Annotated in this window: 15 protein-coding genes; 12 read left to right on the top strand and 3 right to left on the bottom strand. The window is 64.6% G+C overall.

Translation table 11 applies throughout. From position 1 onward, the window contains the following. The first annotated feature begins 21 nt into the window (after nt 1–21). Nucleotides 22–969 carry a LysR substrate-binding domain-containing protein gene (locus M2395_RS16710; protein WP_015634207.1) on the top strand — a complete coding sequence of 316 codons (948 nt, stop codon included), beginning with the start codon at nt 22–24 and terminating at the stop codon, nt 967–969. A 213-nt stretch (nt 970–1,182) separates the two neighbouring features. After that, entirely contained in the window at nt 1,183–1,590 is a 408-nt protein-coding gene (locus tag M2395_RS16705; protein ID WP_011059335.1) for an HPF/RaiA family ribosome-associated protein, read from the top strand. Nucleotides 1,591–1,660: 70 nt separating this feature from the next. Here the strand turns inward: M2395_RS16705 and fecA are convergent, their stop codons facing one another. The 3 genes from fecA to M2395_RS16690 form a co-directional block, all read right to left on the bottom strand. After that, nucleotides 1,661–4,015, bottom strand: coding sequence for a TonB-dependent Fe(3+) dicitrate receptor FecA (gene fecA, locus M2395_RS16700; RefSeq protein WP_123430084.1), 2,355 nt, complete (start codon nt 4,013–4,015; stop codon nt 1,661–1,663). Nucleotides 4,016–4,217: 202 nt separating this feature from the next. Beyond that, nucleotides 4,218–5,183, bottom strand: a complete 966-nt coding sequence (locus tag M2395_RS16695) for a FecR domain-containing protein (RefSeq protein WP_123430085.1) — start codon at nt 5,181–5,183, stop codon at nt 4,218–4,220. A gap of 8 nt (nt 5,184–5,191) precedes the next feature. Beyond that, entirely contained in the window at nt 5,192–5,680 is a 489-nt protein-coding gene (locus M2395_RS16690; RefSeq protein ID WP_019093370.1) for a sigma-70 family RNA polymerase sigma factor, read from the bottom strand. Between the two features lie 219 nt (nt 5,681–5,899). Here M2395_RS16690 and M2395_RS16685 point away from each other — a divergent pair, with 219 nt between their 5' ends. From M2395_RS16685 to M2395_RS16640, 10 genes are all read left to right on the top strand, one after another. Then, nucleotides 5,900–6,205, top strand: a complete 306-nt coding sequence (locus M2395_RS16685; protein ID WP_077933367.1) for a DUF3649 domain-containing protein — start codon at nt 5,900–5,902, stop codon at nt 6,203–6,205. Next, on the top strand, nt 6,202–7,785 hold the full coding sequence (locus M2395_RS16680; RefSeq protein WP_077933368.1) for a PepSY domain-containing protein: 1,584 nt from the start codon (nt 6,202–6,204) through the stop codon (nt 7,783–7,785). The genes M2395_RS16685 and M2395_RS16680 overlap by 4 nt, the downstream gene beginning before the upstream one ends. Next, nucleotides 7,786–8,112 (top strand): DUF3325 domain-containing protein, encoded by a 327-nt coding sequence (locus tag M2395_RS16675; protein WP_047283981.1) that lies wholly within the window; start codon nt 7,786–7,788, stop codon nt 8,110–8,112. A gap of 11 nt (nt 8,113–8,123) precedes the next feature. Then, nucleotides 8,124–8,702, top strand: a complete 579-nt coding sequence (locus M2395_RS16670) for an RNA polymerase sigma factor (protein ID WP_011059342.1) — start codon at nt 8,124–8,126, stop codon at nt 8,700–8,702. Next, nucleotides 8,699–9,688: a FecR family protein gene (locus tag M2395_RS16665; protein WP_123430086.1), complete on the top strand. Its 990-nt coding sequence runs from the start codon at nt 8,699–8,701 to the stop codon at nt 9,686–9,688. Before M2395_RS16670 ends, M2395_RS16665 begins: the two co-directional genes overlap by 4 nt. A gap of 168 nt (nt 9,689–9,856) precedes the next feature. Further along, nucleotides 9,857–10,264 (top strand): biopolymer transporter ExbD, encoded by a 408-nt coding sequence (locus M2395_RS16660; RefSeq protein WP_011059344.1) that lies wholly within the window; start codon nt 9,857–9,859, stop codon nt 10,262–10,264. 4 nt (nt 10,265–10,268) lie between these two features. Further along, a complete protein-coding gene (locus M2395_RS16655; protein ID WP_011059345.1) occupies nt 10,269–11,036 on the top strand; it encodes an energy transducer TonB in 768 nt (255 codons plus the stop codon). Between the two features lie 43 nt (nt 11,037–11,079). Next, complete coding sequence (locus M2395_RS16650) at nt 11,080–13,320, top strand: TonB-dependent receptor (RefSeq protein ID WP_123430087.1); 2,241 nt, start codon at nt 11,080–11,082, stop codon at nt 13,318–13,320. 28 nt (nt 13,321–13,348) lie between these two features. Further along, the gene (locus M2395_RS16645) at nt 13,349–13,993 is read left to right on the top strand and encodes a MotA/TolQ/ExbB proton channel family protein (protein WP_123430088.1); all 645 of its coding nucleotides are present in this window, start codon (nt 13,349–13,351) and stop codon (nt 13,991–13,993) included. A gap of 113 nt (nt 13,994–14,106) precedes the next feature. Then, nucleotides 14,107–15,810, top strand: coding sequence for a bifunctional UDP-sugar hydrolase/5'-nucleotidase (locus M2395_RS16640; protein ID WP_011059348.1), 1,704 nt, complete (start codon nt 14,107–14,109; stop codon nt 15,808–15,810). Nucleotides 15,811–15,899: the final 89 nt, after the last annotated feature.

Here is a 15,899-nt window from a genome sequence, read left to right as displayed (position 1 = left end):
ATCCTTTAGCAGGGCTAAACGATGAGCCGACAATTTCATGCCCAGACCTATGTCTGGCTGCATGTGTTTTCCTGTGCCGCGCGGCACCTGTCTTTCACCCGTTGTGCCGAAGAGCTGCACATCACGCCAGGGGCGGTCAGCCAGCAGATCCGCCAATTGGAGGAACGCCTGGGTTTTCGCCTGTTTCACCGGCGGCCCCGGGGGGTGGAGCTGAGCGCCGAAGGCCAGCGGCTGGCGCTGACGGTGAGCGAGGCCTACGGCAGCATCGACGCGGAACTGCGGCGCCTGGATGCGGGGATGATCGGGGGGACCTTGCGCTTGCGCTCGATCCCGTCGTTTCTCGGCAAGTGGCTGACTCCGCGCCTGCCGCGCCTGCAGCAGCGTTATCCGGAGATCCAGCTGCGGCTGGTGGCCGAAGACAGCAGCGTGGCCCTGCACGAGGGCGACTTCGACCTGGCCATCGACCTGAACGACGGCAGCTACCCCGGCTTGCAGTCCACCGCGTTGCTGGATGAGCAGATTTTCCCGGTCTGCGCGCCGAGTCTGCTGCGGGGCCGTCCGCCGTTGCACGGTCCGGCGGACCTGGCGCATTTTCCATTGCTGCACGACATCACCGCCTGGCGCGGCAGCTATGAATACGCCGAATGGGAGTTCTACCTCAATGCCATCGGCTTCGAGGGCGCGGACGTGCGTCGTGGCCATACCTTCAATCGCAACCACTTGACCATCGAGGCGGCGATTGCCGGCATGGGCGTGGCGATTGCCCGGCGCACCCTGCTCAATGACGAACTGGAGCGTGGCACCCTGATCGTGCCTTTCGGCCTGGCGGTGCCCAACCACAAACGCTACGTGCTGCTCTATGCGCCGGGCGCACTGAGCCATCCGGGCGTACGCGCGGTGCATGACTGGCTGGTGGAGGAAGCGGAGATCTTTCGCGGCTTGCACCCTCTGGGCGAGGGGCAGCTGTGAGCGGTTTTGACTGACGCATGGGGCGGGCTAACTCCCGACCTTAACAGCGCCTCTGCGGTTTGTCCGGCTTTATTTGCGTATGAATATTTATCTTTTTTAAGGGGTTGAAATGTTCGTCGCCGTGCCTAATTGTGTAATCAAGAGGTCACGAAATGCAGGTTCATACGCATTGCCTTGACCCTCTTACGAGCAAGCTGAAATAAGGGAAGAACTATGCAAATCCAAGTCCATAGCGATAACCATATTCAAAGCAGCCTTCGGATGGAGGAGTGGGTGCGCAGCACCGTTGAAAGCACGCTCGAACGCTACGAAGAAGACCTGACCCGGGTAGTGGTCCACCTGCGGGACGAGAACGGCGGCAAGTCGGGTCCGGACGATATGCGCTGCCAGCTGGAAGCCCGTCCGAAAGGTCACCAACCGGTTTCCGTGACCCACAAGGCCGACACCCTGGAGCAGGCCCTCGACGGCGCCACCGTCAAGTTGGAAAGTGCCCTGGAGCACATGTTCGGCAAATTGCGCGGCAAACGTGCGGCAGCGGTGCCCACAGCCGATGGCAGCGAGGCAGATGCCCTGCTCGAAGAAGAATTCCTGGAGAACCAACAGGCCGCGCTCAATAGCTGACGGCCGAGTTTCACCCCCCAACCGGACGGGCCTGCATTGCAGGCCCGTTTTGCTTTGTGGGGAAAATTAATCAGAACGCCACGGAGGTCTGCACATAGAGCGTGCGGGGCTCGCCTACGTACTTGCCCTTGTTGTTGTCGTCGAAGGAACGGGTGAAGTACTGGTGGTTGAAGATGTTCTTCACCCCCACCGCCACGTTCAGGTCCGACAGTTGCGGGCCGAAGTCATACCCGGCGCGGGTGCTGAACAGCATGTAGCCGGGGATGCGCCCGGTGCTGCCATCGGCGCTTTCGGCACGGGTGTTGGCATTGTCGGCAAACTGGCTGCTCTGGTAGCTGCTGTCGAGGTTGAGCTTCCACGGGCCTTCGGTGTAGCTCACCCCCAGGGTGCCCTTGTGCTTGGAAGAGAAGGGCACGCGGTTGCCCTTGTTCGGGCCGTCTTCGCGAATGGTGGCATCGACATAGGCGTAGGTGGCGTAGACATCGAAGCCCGCCAGCGCCGGGGCCAGGCCATCCAGGGCGTAGCTGACGCTGCTCTCGATACCCTGGTGGCGAGTCTCGCCCCGGGCGATCACTGTGTCATTGGTCTGGTTGCTGTCGTACTGGTTGTCGAAGTTGATCAGGAAAGCGCCGATCTCCGCCCGCAGGGTGCCGTCGTCATAGCGGGTGCCCAGTTCCCAGGTGCGGGCTTTCTCCGGCTTGACCTCGCCACTGGCCACGCGGTTGGGCATCTGGCTGTATTGCACGCTGCCGAAGGAACCTTCGGTGTTGGCGTAGAGGTTCCAGCTCTCGTTGAGGTGGTACATCACATTCAGCGCCGGCAGCGCGGTGTTGTAGTCACCCTTGTATTTGACGTGGGTGAGGTTGTTGCTCTGCTGCGACTCGATCATCTCGTAGCGGATGCCCGGGGTCAGGGTCCACTTGCCGATATCGATCCGGTCGTCGACGAAGAACGCATGGGCTTCGGTGCCGCCACGGGTGTCGCGGTCATTGCGGCTGTTGCTGGTGGGCAGTTGCTGGTTGGCGGTCAGCGGCGTGCGATAGCGCAGTTCATGACCGGCCTCGTTGATGTAGCGGTAGCCGACGCCCACTTCGTGGCTGCTGTCCCCCAGGTCGAAGCCTTGGGCGAAACGGGTTTCCAGGCCGCGTACCCAGTATTCGCGAGGCGACAGGGAAAGGAAGCTGCCCTGGTCCAGGTAACCGCTGCGCAGGGTCTTGGTGAAGAAGCTGTTGACGGTGAATTCGCGGCGATCTTCCTGGTAGCGGTAGCCGACGTTGAACATCGTGCGCCGGCCCCAGAACTTGTCGTAGGGGCGGGTCGACTGGTACGGGTCGGCCTTGTAGTCCGCCACGTTCAGGCCGCCGGGCATGTCCGCCTCACCTTCGTAGTACTGGGCCATGGCATTGAAACTGTTGGCTTCATCGAGCTGGTACTTGCCCTTGAGGATCAGGTCGTCGATCTGCGTGTCGCTGTGTTCGCGCCAGTCGCCGCCGCGGGTGCCGGAGTACAGCAGGGCGCCGCCCAGGCCGTTGTCGGCGGTGCCACCGGCCAGCAGGTTGCCGGTGGTCTTGAAGCCGTCATGGCTGGAGGAGGGGCTGGTTTCGGTCTGGAAGCCGCCCTTGACCGTCGGCGCGTCGGGAATTGCCCGGGTCACGAAGTTGACGATGCCGCCGACGTTCTGCGGGCCATAGCGCACCGCGCCACCACCGCGCACCACGTCCACGGCATCCATGTTGCCCATGCTGATGGGGGCAAACGAAAGTTGCGGCTGACCGTAGGGAGCGAAGGGTACCGGGATGCCGTCCATCAGCACCGTGGAGCGCGAGGCCAGGCGCGGATTGAGGCCGCGGATGCCGAAGTTCAGCGCCATGTCGTGGCTGCCGGTGCCGTTGTTGTCCGGTGCGTTGACCCCGGGAATCCGATTGAGCACGTCCCGCGCCTGGGTGGCGCCCTGGCGTTCGAACTCCTCGCGACGGATCACGTCCCGGGCCCCTGGGTGCTCGAACACATCGCTTTGCTGGGCATCGCCGAGCCAGTCGCCGACCACGCTGGAGGCGCCCAGGTGCAGCGGCTGCGCAGCGGCCTCGGGGCTGGCCGGTTGCAGGCTGAAGGCATTGCTGCCCTCGGCCCGGGCTTGCAGGCCGGTGCCTTGCAGCAGAACGTTCAGGCCTTCCTGCGGGCTGTACTGGCCTTGCAGGCCACGGCTTTGCACGCCACTGGTGACGTGTGAGCCGAAAGAGATCAGCACTCCGGCTTGCCGGCCGAACTGGTTCAGGGCGTTTTCCAGCGAGGTCGGGGCGATGTGATAACTCTGGGCCTCGGCGGCCTGGACCAGGGGCAGGCTGGCCAGGCTCAGGCTGGCCCCCAGCAGCAAGTGGCGCAGGGTACGGGCCAGAGGCGTGAGGCAGGTGGGTTGCTCGGTCATGAAGGTGGGTCCTGAGAAGGGGGAATCAAGGTGGCTTTCCTTCTCTGTCACTTGAACCTGGGGAAACGGCTCATGGGCGGTGGTTTTTTTTCGGTGCCGGGGCGGGCGGCGATTGGTTTGCGGGGGCTTGGGTGCGGCCCGGGTCAAGGGCGCGTCCCCTGCGGAGCCGGTTGCAGCCCGCGGCAGCGGCGACAGAGTGCCGTCAGGCGCGGGCCTGGACGGTGACCCAATAGCGGGTGAAGCGACGTACCTTGACCGGCAGGCTGATCTCCAGCAGGTCGAGAATCCGCTCGCTGTCATCCAGGGGGTAGCTGCCGGAAATCAGCAGGTCCGCCACCTGCGCATCACAGTTGAGCTGGCCGCGGCGGTAGCGCCCCAGTTCGTCGAGAAAGTCCGCCAGGCGCATGTGCGCTGCCACCAGCATGCCTTCGCTCCAGGCGCCGCTGCCGGCATCCAGGGCCCGGGGAGCTTGCCAGCTGTTGCCGGTGAAATTCAGTTGCTGCCCGGCCGCCACCTGGGGCGGGGTTGTGGCGTAGTCCAGGGGCGTCACGCCGACGGTTCCGGAGAACACCGCCAGTTGGGTGTAGTCCTTGAATTGGCGCAGGTTCAGCCGCGCGCCTTGCGGGCTTACCTGCCCTTGTGCGGTCTGCACCCGCAGCGGCCGGGCATCCTGGGCACTGGTGAGCATGATCTCGCCTTCCAGCAGGCGGATCAGCCGTTGCTGGCCATCAAAGCGCACATCCACCGCGCTGCTGGTATTGAGCTGCAATTGGCTGCCGTCGCTCAGTTGCAGTTTGCGCCGCTGCCCCAGGGGGCTGCGGTAATCCGCCAGCAGTGGCGGCAGCGGGTTGTGTTCGTGCAGGCCCCAGGCGGCGGCCGAGCCGGCGCCGAGAATCAGCAGCAGCTTCAGTGCCTGGCGCCGGCTGGCGGATTTCGGCGCGTTCAGGGCGGCGTGGGCCAGGGGCGAAGACAGGCCACGCAGGCGCTGGTTGACGCGCTGGATATGCTCCCAGGCCCGCTGATGTTCGCTGTGGGCATCGTGCCATTGCTGCCAGGCCTGTTGCTGGCGCGGGCTCAAGGGCCCGCCCTGCATTTCGATCAACCAGTGCACGGCCTGTTCGGCCACCTGGTTGCTGAAATCGGGCTGGCCATTGAGGTGTGGGTTCATCGAGGCACTCACAGGGCGAAGTAGCAGCGCATCGCCGCTTTGTTCAGGTGGCGTTTGACCGTGGCGATGGAGATATTCAGCTCCCGGGCGATTTCGCCGTAGGTCAGGCCGTCCAGCTGGCACAGCAGAAAGGCTCGCTTGACCGGCCGCGGCAGGCCGTCGAGCAGGCTGTCCAGATCCATCAGGGTTTGCAGGATGATGGCCCGCTCTTCCTCGGAGGGCGCCACCTGTTCAGGCATCTGCGCCAGGGTTTCCTGATAGGCCCGCTCCAGGTCCTGGCGCCGGTAGTGGTTGAACAGCACGCGCTTGGCGATGGTGGTGAGAAACGCCCGGGGCTCGATCAGGGCCGGTGTTTCCCGGGCGCTGAGTACCCGGATGAAGGTGTCCTGGGCCAGGTCTGCGGCGCTGTGGGGGCAGCCGAGCCGGCGCCGCAACCAGGTGTTCAACCAGCTGTGATGGGCCTGGTAGAGGCCTTCGACGGTAGCGGTGTGGGACAAGCCGGACGCTCCTGCACCGAGATCGCGCATAAGAGAACAAGAACTGTTCGCATTGTAGTGGGGCGACATGGCATTCGGCAATCAGGCCGGACCGACGGGTTTGCATCGGGTTCGTCGCTGCTTTTTGCATATGAGAATATTTATCATTAAACTGGCCCGCCTACTTCCCCCGGCCGCCTGTGTGCTGTGCCGGACCTCCCCTCGCGTCAAGGTCGAAACATGAAAAGCAAGGCTGGCGGTCTTTCCGCTTCCTATCGTCTGGCGGTGGCTTCGCGGGTATTCGCCGCGGTGCTGGGGGGCTATCTGCTGGCGGCGCTGGGCAGTGTCTGCCTGACCTTGCTGCTGCCCCTGCCCAGGGCCGATGCCGTGGTCAGCGGAATGATGACGTCCTTCCTGTCCTATCTGGTGGCAGTGCTCTGGTGCTTTGCCTGTCGCAGTGCCTGGCAGGCCTGGCTGGGCTTGTTGCTGCCGAGCCTGGTGCTGGCGCTGGTCGCCGGCAGCGCCTACTGGGTGGCCCTGCTATGAAGGAAGGATTTCGCCAGTCCATGGCCTGGCTGCACACCTGGAGCGGGCTGCTGTTCGGCTGGTTGCTGTTTGCGATCTTCCTCACCGGGACCCTGTCCTACTTCAAGGATGAGATCACCCACTGGATGCAGCCGGAGGCGCCGGCCCGGGTCCTGAACGCCGATGCCAGCCTGGGGCTGGCCCAACGCTACCTGGAACGCCATGCCCAGGGTGCGCAACGCTGGTTCATCGGCCTGCCCGATGCCCGCCAGCCGAGCCTGTCGGTGGGCTGGCAGGCGCCCGGCAAACCCGGCGAGCGCGGTGCCTTCACCGAGAAACTGCTGGACCCGGCCACCGGCAGCGAAGTGCAGGTGCGCGACACCCGCGGCGGCGAGTTCTTCTACCGCTTCCACTTCCAGCTGCAGATGCCCTATCCCTGGGGCCGATGGCTGTCGACGATGGCAGCCATGGTGATGTTCGTGGCGCTGATCAGCGGCATCATTACCCACAAGAAAATCTTCAAGGACTTCTTCACCTTCCGCCCGCGCAAGGGCCAGCGCACCTGGCTCGACGGGCACAACGCGGTGGGCGTGCTGGTGCTGCCGTTTCACCTGATGATCACCTACAGCAGCCTGGTGATCTTCATGTACATGGTCATGCCGGCGAGCATCCTGGTGGCCTACAAAGGGGATTCCGATGCCTTCTTCGAGGACTTGCGGCCCGCTGCTGCCGCTGCCTCGGCCGCCGGGCAGAGTGCCCCGCTGGCCCCCCTCGAACCCATGCTGAAGCAGGCCCGGGAACGTTGGTCGGGCGGCCATGCGCAGCGCCTGGTAGTCAGTTACCCGGGGGACCTGAATGCCTCGGTGCAGGTGTTTCGCCATGAAGCCGACCGGGTGGCCCGGGATTTCGGCAGTCAAGTGGCGTTCAACGGCGTGACCGGCCAGCCGTTGCAGGCCTCTGCCGAGCAATCCCTGCCGCTGGCCATCGGCGGCAGCTTCTATGGCTTGCACATGGGTCGCTTCGCCGGGCCGGTGTTGCGCTGGCTGTACTTCCTCTGTGGGCTGGCCAGCACCGCGATGATCGGCACCGGGCTGGTGATCTGGCTGGGCAAGCGCCAGCTCAAGCATGCCAAGAGTGCCGCCCAGCCTTTCGAACTGCGCCTGGTGGAAGTGTTGAACATCGCCAGCATGGCTGGGCTGCTGCTGGCGGTGGCGGCGTTCTTCTGGGCCAACCGCCTGTTGCCCGCAGGCTTCGCCGAACGTGCCGACTGGGAGGTCAACAGCTTCTTCTGGGCCTGGGGCCTGAGCCTGTTGCACGCCTGCGTCCGCCCTGGCCGTCGCGCCTGGGTTGAACAACTGGGCCTTGGCGCCTTGCTGTTCGCCGGGGTGCCGGTACTCAGCGTGCTCACCAGCCCGAGCCTGATGGATGGCTTCATGGTCCGGGGCGACTGGGCCATGGCGAGCTTCGACCTGGCGTGCCTGGGCAGTGGCCTGTTCCTGGCCTGGGCGGCGCGCAAGCTGCATCGCGCGGGGGCCGCCGCCACAGCCACGCCCCGGGTGCCCCGGCAACGCCCGCCGGCTCCTGAAACCGAGGTGAATTGAATGCTCCTGGTGCTGTTGCTCTGTTATGCCGGCTTTACCGGCCTGTGCCTGTCCCTGGACCGGCATCACGGCGAGCTGCTCGGGCACAAGCCTTCGGCCCTGCGCCGCCACGGCCTGCGTCTGGGCGGCTGGATGCTGCTGGGCCTGTCGCTGGCAGCAGCAGTGCAGGGCACCGGCTGGAGCCTGGGGCTGGTGCAGTGGTGCGCGGTGCTGATGTTCAGCGCCTTGCTGCTGGTGCTGCTGTTGCCCTATCGGCCGCGCCTGGTGCTGACGATGGCGGGGGCCAGCCTGCTGGCCAGCCCGGTCGCGGCCCTGGCCCACTTCTGAGCGGACCGACGATGATGAGCACCCTGCCACCGGAGCCTGCCGAGGGGGATCACCCTGATCCGCAGGGCAGCCGTGCGCATTTTCTCCAGGTGTTCCTCTCCCAGCGTTCGCAGATGGAGGCCCTGGTCAGCCGCCGGGTCGGTTGCCGGGCTACCGCCGCCGACCTGGTGCAGGACCTGTTCCTGCGCTTCTGGCGCCGGCCCCTGGTGCAGGTCGAGGAACTCAGCACCTACTTGCTGCGTTGCGCCGGCAATATCGCCATCGACCACCTGCGCAGCGAGGGCGCGCGAGTGCGGGTCAATGAAGGCTGGCTGCCAGAGCAGCAGGACAACCAGGGCAGCGAGCCCCAGGCGGCGCTGGAAGCCGGCAACGACCTGCGGCATGTCGAAGCGGCCCTGCGCAGCCTGCCGCAGCGCACCCGGCAGATCTTCCTGCTCAACCGCATCCACGGGCGCAAGTACGCCGAGATCGCCAAGGCCATGGGCTTGTCCCAAAGCGCCGTGGAAAAACATATGATGCGCGCCCTCGAAGCCTGCAAGGCCAGCCTGCGGGAAGCCCCGGGCACGCGCACGCCAAGGAATGCACCGTGAACCACCGCACGAGTATCTGCCCGACGCCCGCTCAGGAGCAGGCCGCGCTGGCCTGGCTGAGCCTGCTCCACGATCAGCCCAGCAGTGGCGATCAGGCCACCTTCAGCCAGTGGTTGCAGGCCGACCCCGCGCATATCGAGGCCTATGCCCAGGCCCAGGTGGTGTGGGAGCTGAGCGAGCAGCCGGCGCGCACCCTGGCCGATGAAGACGCCTTTGCCCTGCACGGCCTGCTGCGTTCCATGGATGCTGCCAGGGGCCGGGCCCGGCGGCGCTGGTCGGCGGGGCTGGCGCTGGCCGCCAGTGTATTGCTGGCGGTGGCCCTGGGCGCCGGCTGGCAGCCCGGGCGCTGGGTCGATGACCTGGGGGCCGACTACGTTTCCGCGCCGGGCCAGGTGCGCACCCTGACCCTGGCCGACCAGAGCCAGGTGACCCTGGATGCCGACAGCGCCATTGCCGTGGATTTCAGCCGCGGCGAGCGGCATGTGCAGCTGCGTCGCGGCGCCGGTTTCTTCAGCGTCAGCCACACCGGCGAGCCCTTTGTGGTGGACGCGCAAGAGGGGGAGGCGCGGGTGCTGGGCACCCAGTTCGAAGTGCGCCTGCAGCCGGGCGGGGCCCAGGTCACGGTGCTGTCCGGCCGGGTGGGGGTCACGCCGGTCAAGGGCGCGGCGCAGCAGGTGCTCGGCGCCGGGCAGCAAGTGGCCTACGGACATGGCGTTGCGGCCCCGCTGCACGCTGTCGACAGTGAGGCGCAACTGGCCTGGCGCCAGGGCTGGCTGAACTATTACCACGCGCCTCTGGCCGAGGTGGTGGACGACCTGCGGCGCTATTTCCCCGGGCGTATCCTGCTGCTCAACGATGAACTGGCGGCGCGGCGCATCAGTGGCAGTTTCTCCAGCAAGGACCCGCAGGCGGTCCTCGATTCACTGCAGGCGGTGCTCGGCTTCCAGCAGCATCGGGTTCTCGGGAGATTCATCGTCCTGCGCTGAGAACCGCGTCCCAGAGCTCCCGAACATTCATCGTTATCACTCCGTTCTGTCACCAAACCGTTACATCAGACGGGGATGATCTGCGCATTCCTGAGCACATGGTCAGGATCGGCGAGGGTTGTGATTCAGCTCTCACAAGGGAGGGATGGCTGAAGCGGGAGCAAGACGATGCGCAGCTGGGATGTAGCTAAAAAGAAAAAAGCTCATATCGAGATCATTCCGATGATCGATGTGATGATGTTTCTGCTGGTGTTCTTCGTACTCATCAGCCTCAACGTGATCCCGGCCGTAGGGATCAAGACGCAGTTGCCGGTCGCCAGTACCGCGCAACAGTTGAAGCCGCAAAACAAGGCAGTGATTACCCTGGGCCTGCAAGAGCGCCTGCAACTCGATGGCCAGGACCTGGATGAAAGTGCATTGCTGGCGCAACTCAAAGTGTTGAACGACAGCAGTGAAAAGTTGGTGATCATTATCAACAGCGATCAGGGCGTGGAAGTTAAACGCCTGGTTTCGGTGATGGACTTGCTCAAGGGCAATGGCTTCTCTTCCGTCTCCATCGCTACACGCAAGTCCTGACGCCATGTTCAGCCTCTATAGAACTCGCAAGTTGCTTGCGTGCCTGCTGCCGGCTGGCCTGTTGTTGCTGGTGATCTATACCAGCCAGTTGCAGCAGTTGCAGATCAAGCCGGTGTATGACGAAAGCACCGTGGAAATCGCCCTGGTCGATGCCGCCGAACTGCTGGCGGCGGCCGAGCCACCACCGCCACCGCCTGAGCCGTTGCCCATCGAGCCCGAGCCGCCGCAGGTGGTGCCGGAGGAAGAACCGCTGGTGATCGAGCCGCCGAAACCCAAGCCGGTGGTCAAGCCCAAGCCGCCGGTGCCCAAGCCCATGGTGGCCAAGCCTGCGCCACCCAAGCCGGCCCCGGCCGTGGCCCAGAACGCCCCCACCGCGCCGCAGCCCGCAGTGGCCGCTGCGCCGAAACCGGTGGCCGCACCGGCTCCCGTACCTGCTCCGGCCACCGCGCCCGCGGCGCCCAGCAGTGCAATCAAGGAAAGTCTGTACACCGCCGCTTTGCGCAAGGAACTGGAAAAGCACAAGCAATACCCCAGCGGCCGCGAGGCCTCGCTGCAACGTCCCCAGGGCGATGTGGTGATCTGGCTGGAAGTCGATCGGGCCGGCAACGTGCTCGACAGTGGCATCGAAAACAAGGCGCCGAACATGTTGCTCAATCGCGCGGCGCAAACCAGTTTGCGCCGCGTGGAGAAAGTTTCGCCGTTTCCCTCGGACGCGTTCTCCGGCAAGAACAAGCAACGTTTTACCGCGACCTTTAGTTACAACGTGGAATAAACCCATCACCTATTAACGAAAGTTGTAAGCAAGGGATTGACCCGTGAAGATCAATAAACTTTATGCCCTGCTTCTGGCATCGGGCCTGGGCAGTTTTGCGCCACTGGTTTTGGCCGACGATACCGTGGACGTAGGTTCGGTGAACGTTGCCGGTAAACAGACCCTGGGCAACGGCCACATGATCAAGGAAGAAAGCGCCAAGGGCCGCTCCACCGTGACCAAGGAGGCCATGGATCAGATGGCCCCCACCGCCAACGCTGTGGACAAGCTCAAGTACACCCCGGGGATCAACGTTTCCAGCACCGACGCCTCGGGCCTGAGCGGCACCAACTTCACCATGCGCGGGATGAACTCCGACCAGGTCGGGCTCTCCGCCGACGGTTTCCCGATCAACGACTCGGGCGACTACAGCATCTACCCGAACCTGATGGGCGACCCGGAGAACTTCAGTGAAGTCTTCGTCACCCAGGGTTCGTCCGAAGCCGACGGCCCGCACATCGGTTCCAGCGGTGGCAACATCGGCCTGGTGACCGTGCGCCCGACCAAGGACTTCGGGGTGTTCGTCAAGCAGTCTGTGGGTTCCAACAACCTGCGCAAATCCTTTGCCCGCCTCAACACCGGCGAGCTGGGGGGCTTCAAGACCTGGGTCTCGGCGTCCCATACCGAAGGTGACAAGTGGAAGGGCAAGGGCACCTTGCGGGCCGACAAGATCGAGTGGAACACCCTGTTCGAAGACGGCAACGGCAACTCCACCAACGCCATCGTCAAATACAACCTGCAGGAAAACTACAACTACAACAGCGTCAGCAAGTCCCAGTTCCAGACCCAGGGCCGGCGCCTGGACTACTCGGAAAGCACCGTGTTCAAGAACGGCAGCGTGTCACAGTCCTACAAGCTCAACCGCAACCCCTTCGAAAGCGTGACCGCCTCGGTGACCCAGCGCTTCCAGCTGCGCGACGACCTGAGCCTGACCTTCAACCCGTACTACGTCTGGTCCAACGGCGGCAGCTTCAGCGGCCAGACCGCCACCACCTTGTCCAGCACCTCCAGCCGGGCCGGCAACTATGACCTGAGCGGGCTGCCCAGCGGCACCTACTACCGGCCTTCGTGGACCGAGACCTGGCGCCCCGGCATGACCACCAAGCTCAAGTGGGACCTCAACGAAGAGCACAGCCTGGACGTCGGCTACTGGTACGAGCGCGCCCGCCAGCGCCAGACCCAGCCCTTCATCGGCATCAAGGGCAACGGCGCTCCGGAAAACGTCTGGGGCGACTACAACGGCTCCGACCAACTGGTGGACCGCAATGGCGCGACGGTCCAGGGCCGCCACCAGTACACCGTGACCCCGGCGCAGAAACTCTGGGTGCAGGACACCTGGCAGGCGACCCCGGACCTGACCCTCACCGGAGCCCTGGCCTACCAGTACGTGGAGCGCGATGGCAACAACCTGGGCAGCCTCACCGACAAGCCGGAAAAACGCGACGCCAAGTACCACGAGTTCCTGCCCAGCTTCAACGCCAAGTACCAGGTGGACCCGAACAACCAGGCGTTCTACAACGTCACCCGCAACATGCGCACGCCGCCCAACTACGTGCTGTACAACAAGGGTGATTCCATCAGCCTGAAACCCGAGCTGAGCTGGAACCAGGAACTGGGCTGGCGCTACAGCGAGGAGAACATGGCCCTGAGCGCGACCCTGTTCTACATCACCTTCAAGGACCGGCAGATCTCCACCACCGACCTCAATGGCGACTACGTCGTGGCCAACGTCGGCGAAGTGAAGAACCGTGGCCTGGAGCTGGAGTGGAGCGGCCGCTTGCCACACAACTTCAACTACTACGCCTCGTACACCTACACCAAGTCCGAGCAGATGGATGACCTGACTAACAAGAACGTGCTGCTGCCGACGGCCGGCAAACAGCTGACCAACGTTCCGGAAAACATGTTCAACCTGAGCCTGGGCTACGACGATTCGCTCTACTACGGCAACGTGGTGGGCAAGTACGTCGGCGCCTTCTACGGCGACCTGACCAACGACGAGAAGATCTCCGGACGCACCGTGTTCGACCTCAATGCCGGTATCCACCTGCCGGTGGACAAGAAGGTGCTGAAGTCCGCGACCCTGCGCTTCTCGATGCTCAACGTGTTCGACAAGGAATACCTGGCGTCGGTACGCACCGTGTCTTTCAACTCGGTAAGGACCAATGGCCTGGCGCCAAGCACCGCCTATTACAACGTGGGTGAAGAACGCACCGCGATGGTCTCCCTGGAAGCTGCGTTCTGATTCGATTCAGGCACAAGAGGAAATGACGATGGACATGAATCTGCTGCACGACATCACCTTCTACACCATGTACGGCGCTGCCGCGATTGCCGCCTTCATCGCGGTGGAGCGGGGCATCTACTTCAGCTTCAGCCTGCGCCAGGCGAAGAAACTGGAGACCGTGCTCAACCCGAAGATGCACAGCGTCGACGACCTGCCCGCCGAACTGCGTGAGCGCAACAGCCTGCCCCTGGAAATGGTCGCCGAGCTGTTTGCCCACAAGCAGGGACTGGCCAGCCACAAGGACCTGGAAGACCTCAGCGAGTCGATCTACATCGCCACCCGCAGCAAGCTGATGCACGGTCTGTGGCTGCTGGAAACCGTGGTCACCGCCGCGCCCTTGCTGGGCCTCTTGGGCACCATCCTGGGGATCATCGACACCTTCAAGGCCTTGGCCGAGACCGGCGTCAGCGATCCGGGCGAAGTGTCCAAGGGCATCGGCACCGCGCTCTACGCCACGGCCCTGGGTATCGCCATCGCCCTGGGCAGCATGATCTTCCACAACCACTTCCAGGACCGGGTCGAGCGCATCACCGACCACCTGAAGATCCTCCTGCTGCGCGCCGGCATGGGCACCGCGCTGAAAGCTCCAACGGCCGCACCAGCGGTGCATGGCGGCCTGCAAACCGCCTGATGAGTTGCCCTCTGTAGCCGCTGGTGATCGACGCTGGGGCCCCTGTTGTTCAGGGGGCTGCGCCGGCTGATCACCAGCGGTCTTTTTTTGCCGATTTGCCAAGGACTCTATCCATGTCCCGTCTTCGTCCCATGCCCCGGATGCTGGGTGCACTGACCCTGGCCCTGGTCACCCTGGCCGGTTGCAGCTCGCTGTCTGAACCGCCGCAACCAGTGGCGGTGAACATCGTCGCCATCAACGATCTGCACGGCTACCTGCAAGCCAACCCCTTCAGCTACAAGGACCCCCAGGCCCCGGGCGGCGTGCGCAAGCTTGCGGCCGGCGGCATCGCTACCCTGGGCGGCATGCTTGCCCAACTGCGCCAGCAGGACCCGCAACTGCTGTTCATCGGCGCCGGCGACCTGGTGGGCGGCAGCCCGCCGCTGTCGGCCATGTGGGCCGACGAGCCGACCCTGGACGCCCTGCGCCAGATGGGCATGAAACTCAGCGCCATCGGCAATCACGAACTGGACAACGGCAAGGCCGAGTTCCTGCGCCAGCTCAATGGCGGCTGCCAGTCGTCGCGGCCGGACAAGGCCTGCCAGTTCCGCCCGAACTACCCCGGCAGCGGCTTCCCCTACCTGGCGGCCAACCTGCTGGACAGCGACACCGGCAAGCCGTTGCTGCCGGCCTACCGCATCGAAGAGGTGCGCGGGGTCAAGGTGGCCTTTGTCGGTGCGGTGCTGCGGGACGTGGCCTCGGTGGTCAGCGCCAAGGGCATGCGCGGTTTGCAGGTGGCCGACGAAGCCGAATCCATCAACAAGCTGATCCCCGAACTCAATGCCCAGGGTGTCAACGCCATCGTCGCCGTGGTGCACCAGGGCGGCTCGACCCCCGAGCCGTTCGACAAGCAGGACTGCTCGCAGCTCGGCGGCGATATCGTCGATGTGGCCAAGCGCCTGGACCCGGCGGTGGACGTGCTGATCAGCGCCCACTCGCACCAGGGCTACCTGTGCAAGGTCGGGCCGCTGCTGGTGACCCAGGGCAATTCCTACGGCCACCTGCTGACCCACCTGACCCTGCAAGTGACCCCGGGCCAGCACCGGGTGGCGAGCATCCAGGCCCTCAACCTGCTGGCTGATCCGGCCCGTTATCCACAGGACCCGGCCCTGGCGCAGTTGCAACAGGAGGTCGAGGCCCGTAGCAACCAGGTGCTGCTCAAGCCGGTGGGGGCGATTGCCGCCTCGCCGATTGCCCGGCGGGCCGACGCGGCCGGGGAAATGCCCATCGGTGACCTGATTGCCGACGCGCATCTGGCCGGCGGCCGGGCCAATGGCGCACAGATCGCCTTCATGAACACCGGCGGCATTCGCAGCGACCTGGCCCTGGAGCCCGGGCAGACCCGGGTCAACTACGGGCAACTGGCGACCTTGCAGCCGTTCAACAACAACCTGATCGCTTTCGACCTCACGGGCCGGCAGATCGAACAGGTGCTCAACCAGCAATGGAAGGGCGCGGACGATGCCAACATCCTGCAAGTGTCCCAGGGCTTCACCTATCGCTGGGACCCCAAGCGCCCGCCGGACAGCCGTGTCGTCCCCGGCAGCGTGCGCCTCAACGGCAAGCCGCTGCAGGCCGGCGCGAACTACCGGCTGGTGATGAACGGCTTCCTGGCCGATGGCGGCGACCGCTTCAGCCTGTTCAAGAGCGGCCTGAACCGCAGCGACCTGGGGGTCAGCGACCTGGAGGCGATGCTGCACTACCTCAAGGACATGGACCAGCAGGGCAAGCCCGTGGGTTCCAGCACCAGTGCCGGGCGCATCCAGCGATCCCTGTAACGAGCGCTGTAGCCGCTGCCGAGCCTGCGAGGCTGCGAAAAGGTCCGCAGGACCTTGCTTGACGGTCTCCCGTCAAACCTCCTGCGGCC

Source organism: Pseudomonas sp. BIGb0176 (assembly GCF_024810175.1).
Taxonomy (GTDB): Bacteria; Pseudomonadota; Gammaproteobacteria; order Pseudomonadales; family Pseudomonadaceae; genus Aquipseudomonas; species Aquipseudomonas protegens.
This window is presented reverse-complemented; position numbering and strand designations above follow the sequence as displayed.

Excerpts from the sequence above, each read along its gene's own strand:
- M2395_RS16710 (WP_015634207.1), top strand. The coding sequence starts at position 22 with ATGAGCCGACAATTTCATGCCCAGACCTATGTCTGGCTGCATGTGTTT.
- M2395_RS16705 (WP_011059335.1), top strand. The coding sequence starts at position 1,183 with ATGCAAATCCAAGTCCATAGCGATAACCATATTCAAAGCAGCCTTCGG.
- fecA (WP_123430084.1), bottom strand. The coding sequence starts at position 4,015 with ATGACCGAGCAACCCACCTGCCTCACGCCTCTGGCCCGTACCCTGCGC.
- M2395_RS16695 (WP_123430085.1), bottom strand. The coding sequence starts at position 5,183 with ATGAACCCACACCTCAATGGCCAGCCCGATTTCAGCAACCAGGTGGCC.
- M2395_RS16685 (WP_077933367.1), top strand. The coding sequence starts at position 5,900 with ATGAAAAGCAAGGCTGGCGGTCTTTCCGCTTCCTATCGTCTGGCGGTG.
- M2395_RS16680 (WP_077933368.1), top strand. The coding sequence starts at position 6,202 with ATGAAGGAAGGATTTCGCCAGTCCATGGCCTGGCTGCACACCTGGAGC.
- M2395_RS16675 (WP_047283981.1), top strand. The coding sequence starts at position 7,786 with ATGCTCCTGGTGCTGTTGCTCTGTTATGCCGGCTTTACCGGCCTGTGC.
- M2395_RS16670 (WP_011059342.1), top strand. The coding sequence starts at position 8,124 with ATGATGAGCACCCTGCCACCGGAGCCTGCCGAGGGGGATCACCCTGAT.
- M2395_RS16660 (WP_011059344.1), top strand. The coding sequence starts at position 9,857 with ATGCGCAGCTGGGATGTAGCTAAAAAGAAAAAAGCTCATATCGAGATC.
- M2395_RS16655 (WP_011059345.1), top strand. The coding sequence starts at position 10,269 with ATGTTCAGCCTCTATAGAACTCGCAAGTTGCTTGCGTGCCTGCTGCCG.
- M2395_RS16645 (WP_123430088.1), top strand. The coding sequence starts at position 13,349 with ATGGACATGAATCTGCTGCACGACATCACCTTCTACACCATGTACGGC.
- M2395_RS16640 (WP_011059348.1), top strand. The coding sequence starts at position 14,107 with ATGTCCCGTCTTCGTCCCATGCCCCGGATGCTGGGTGCACTGACCCTG.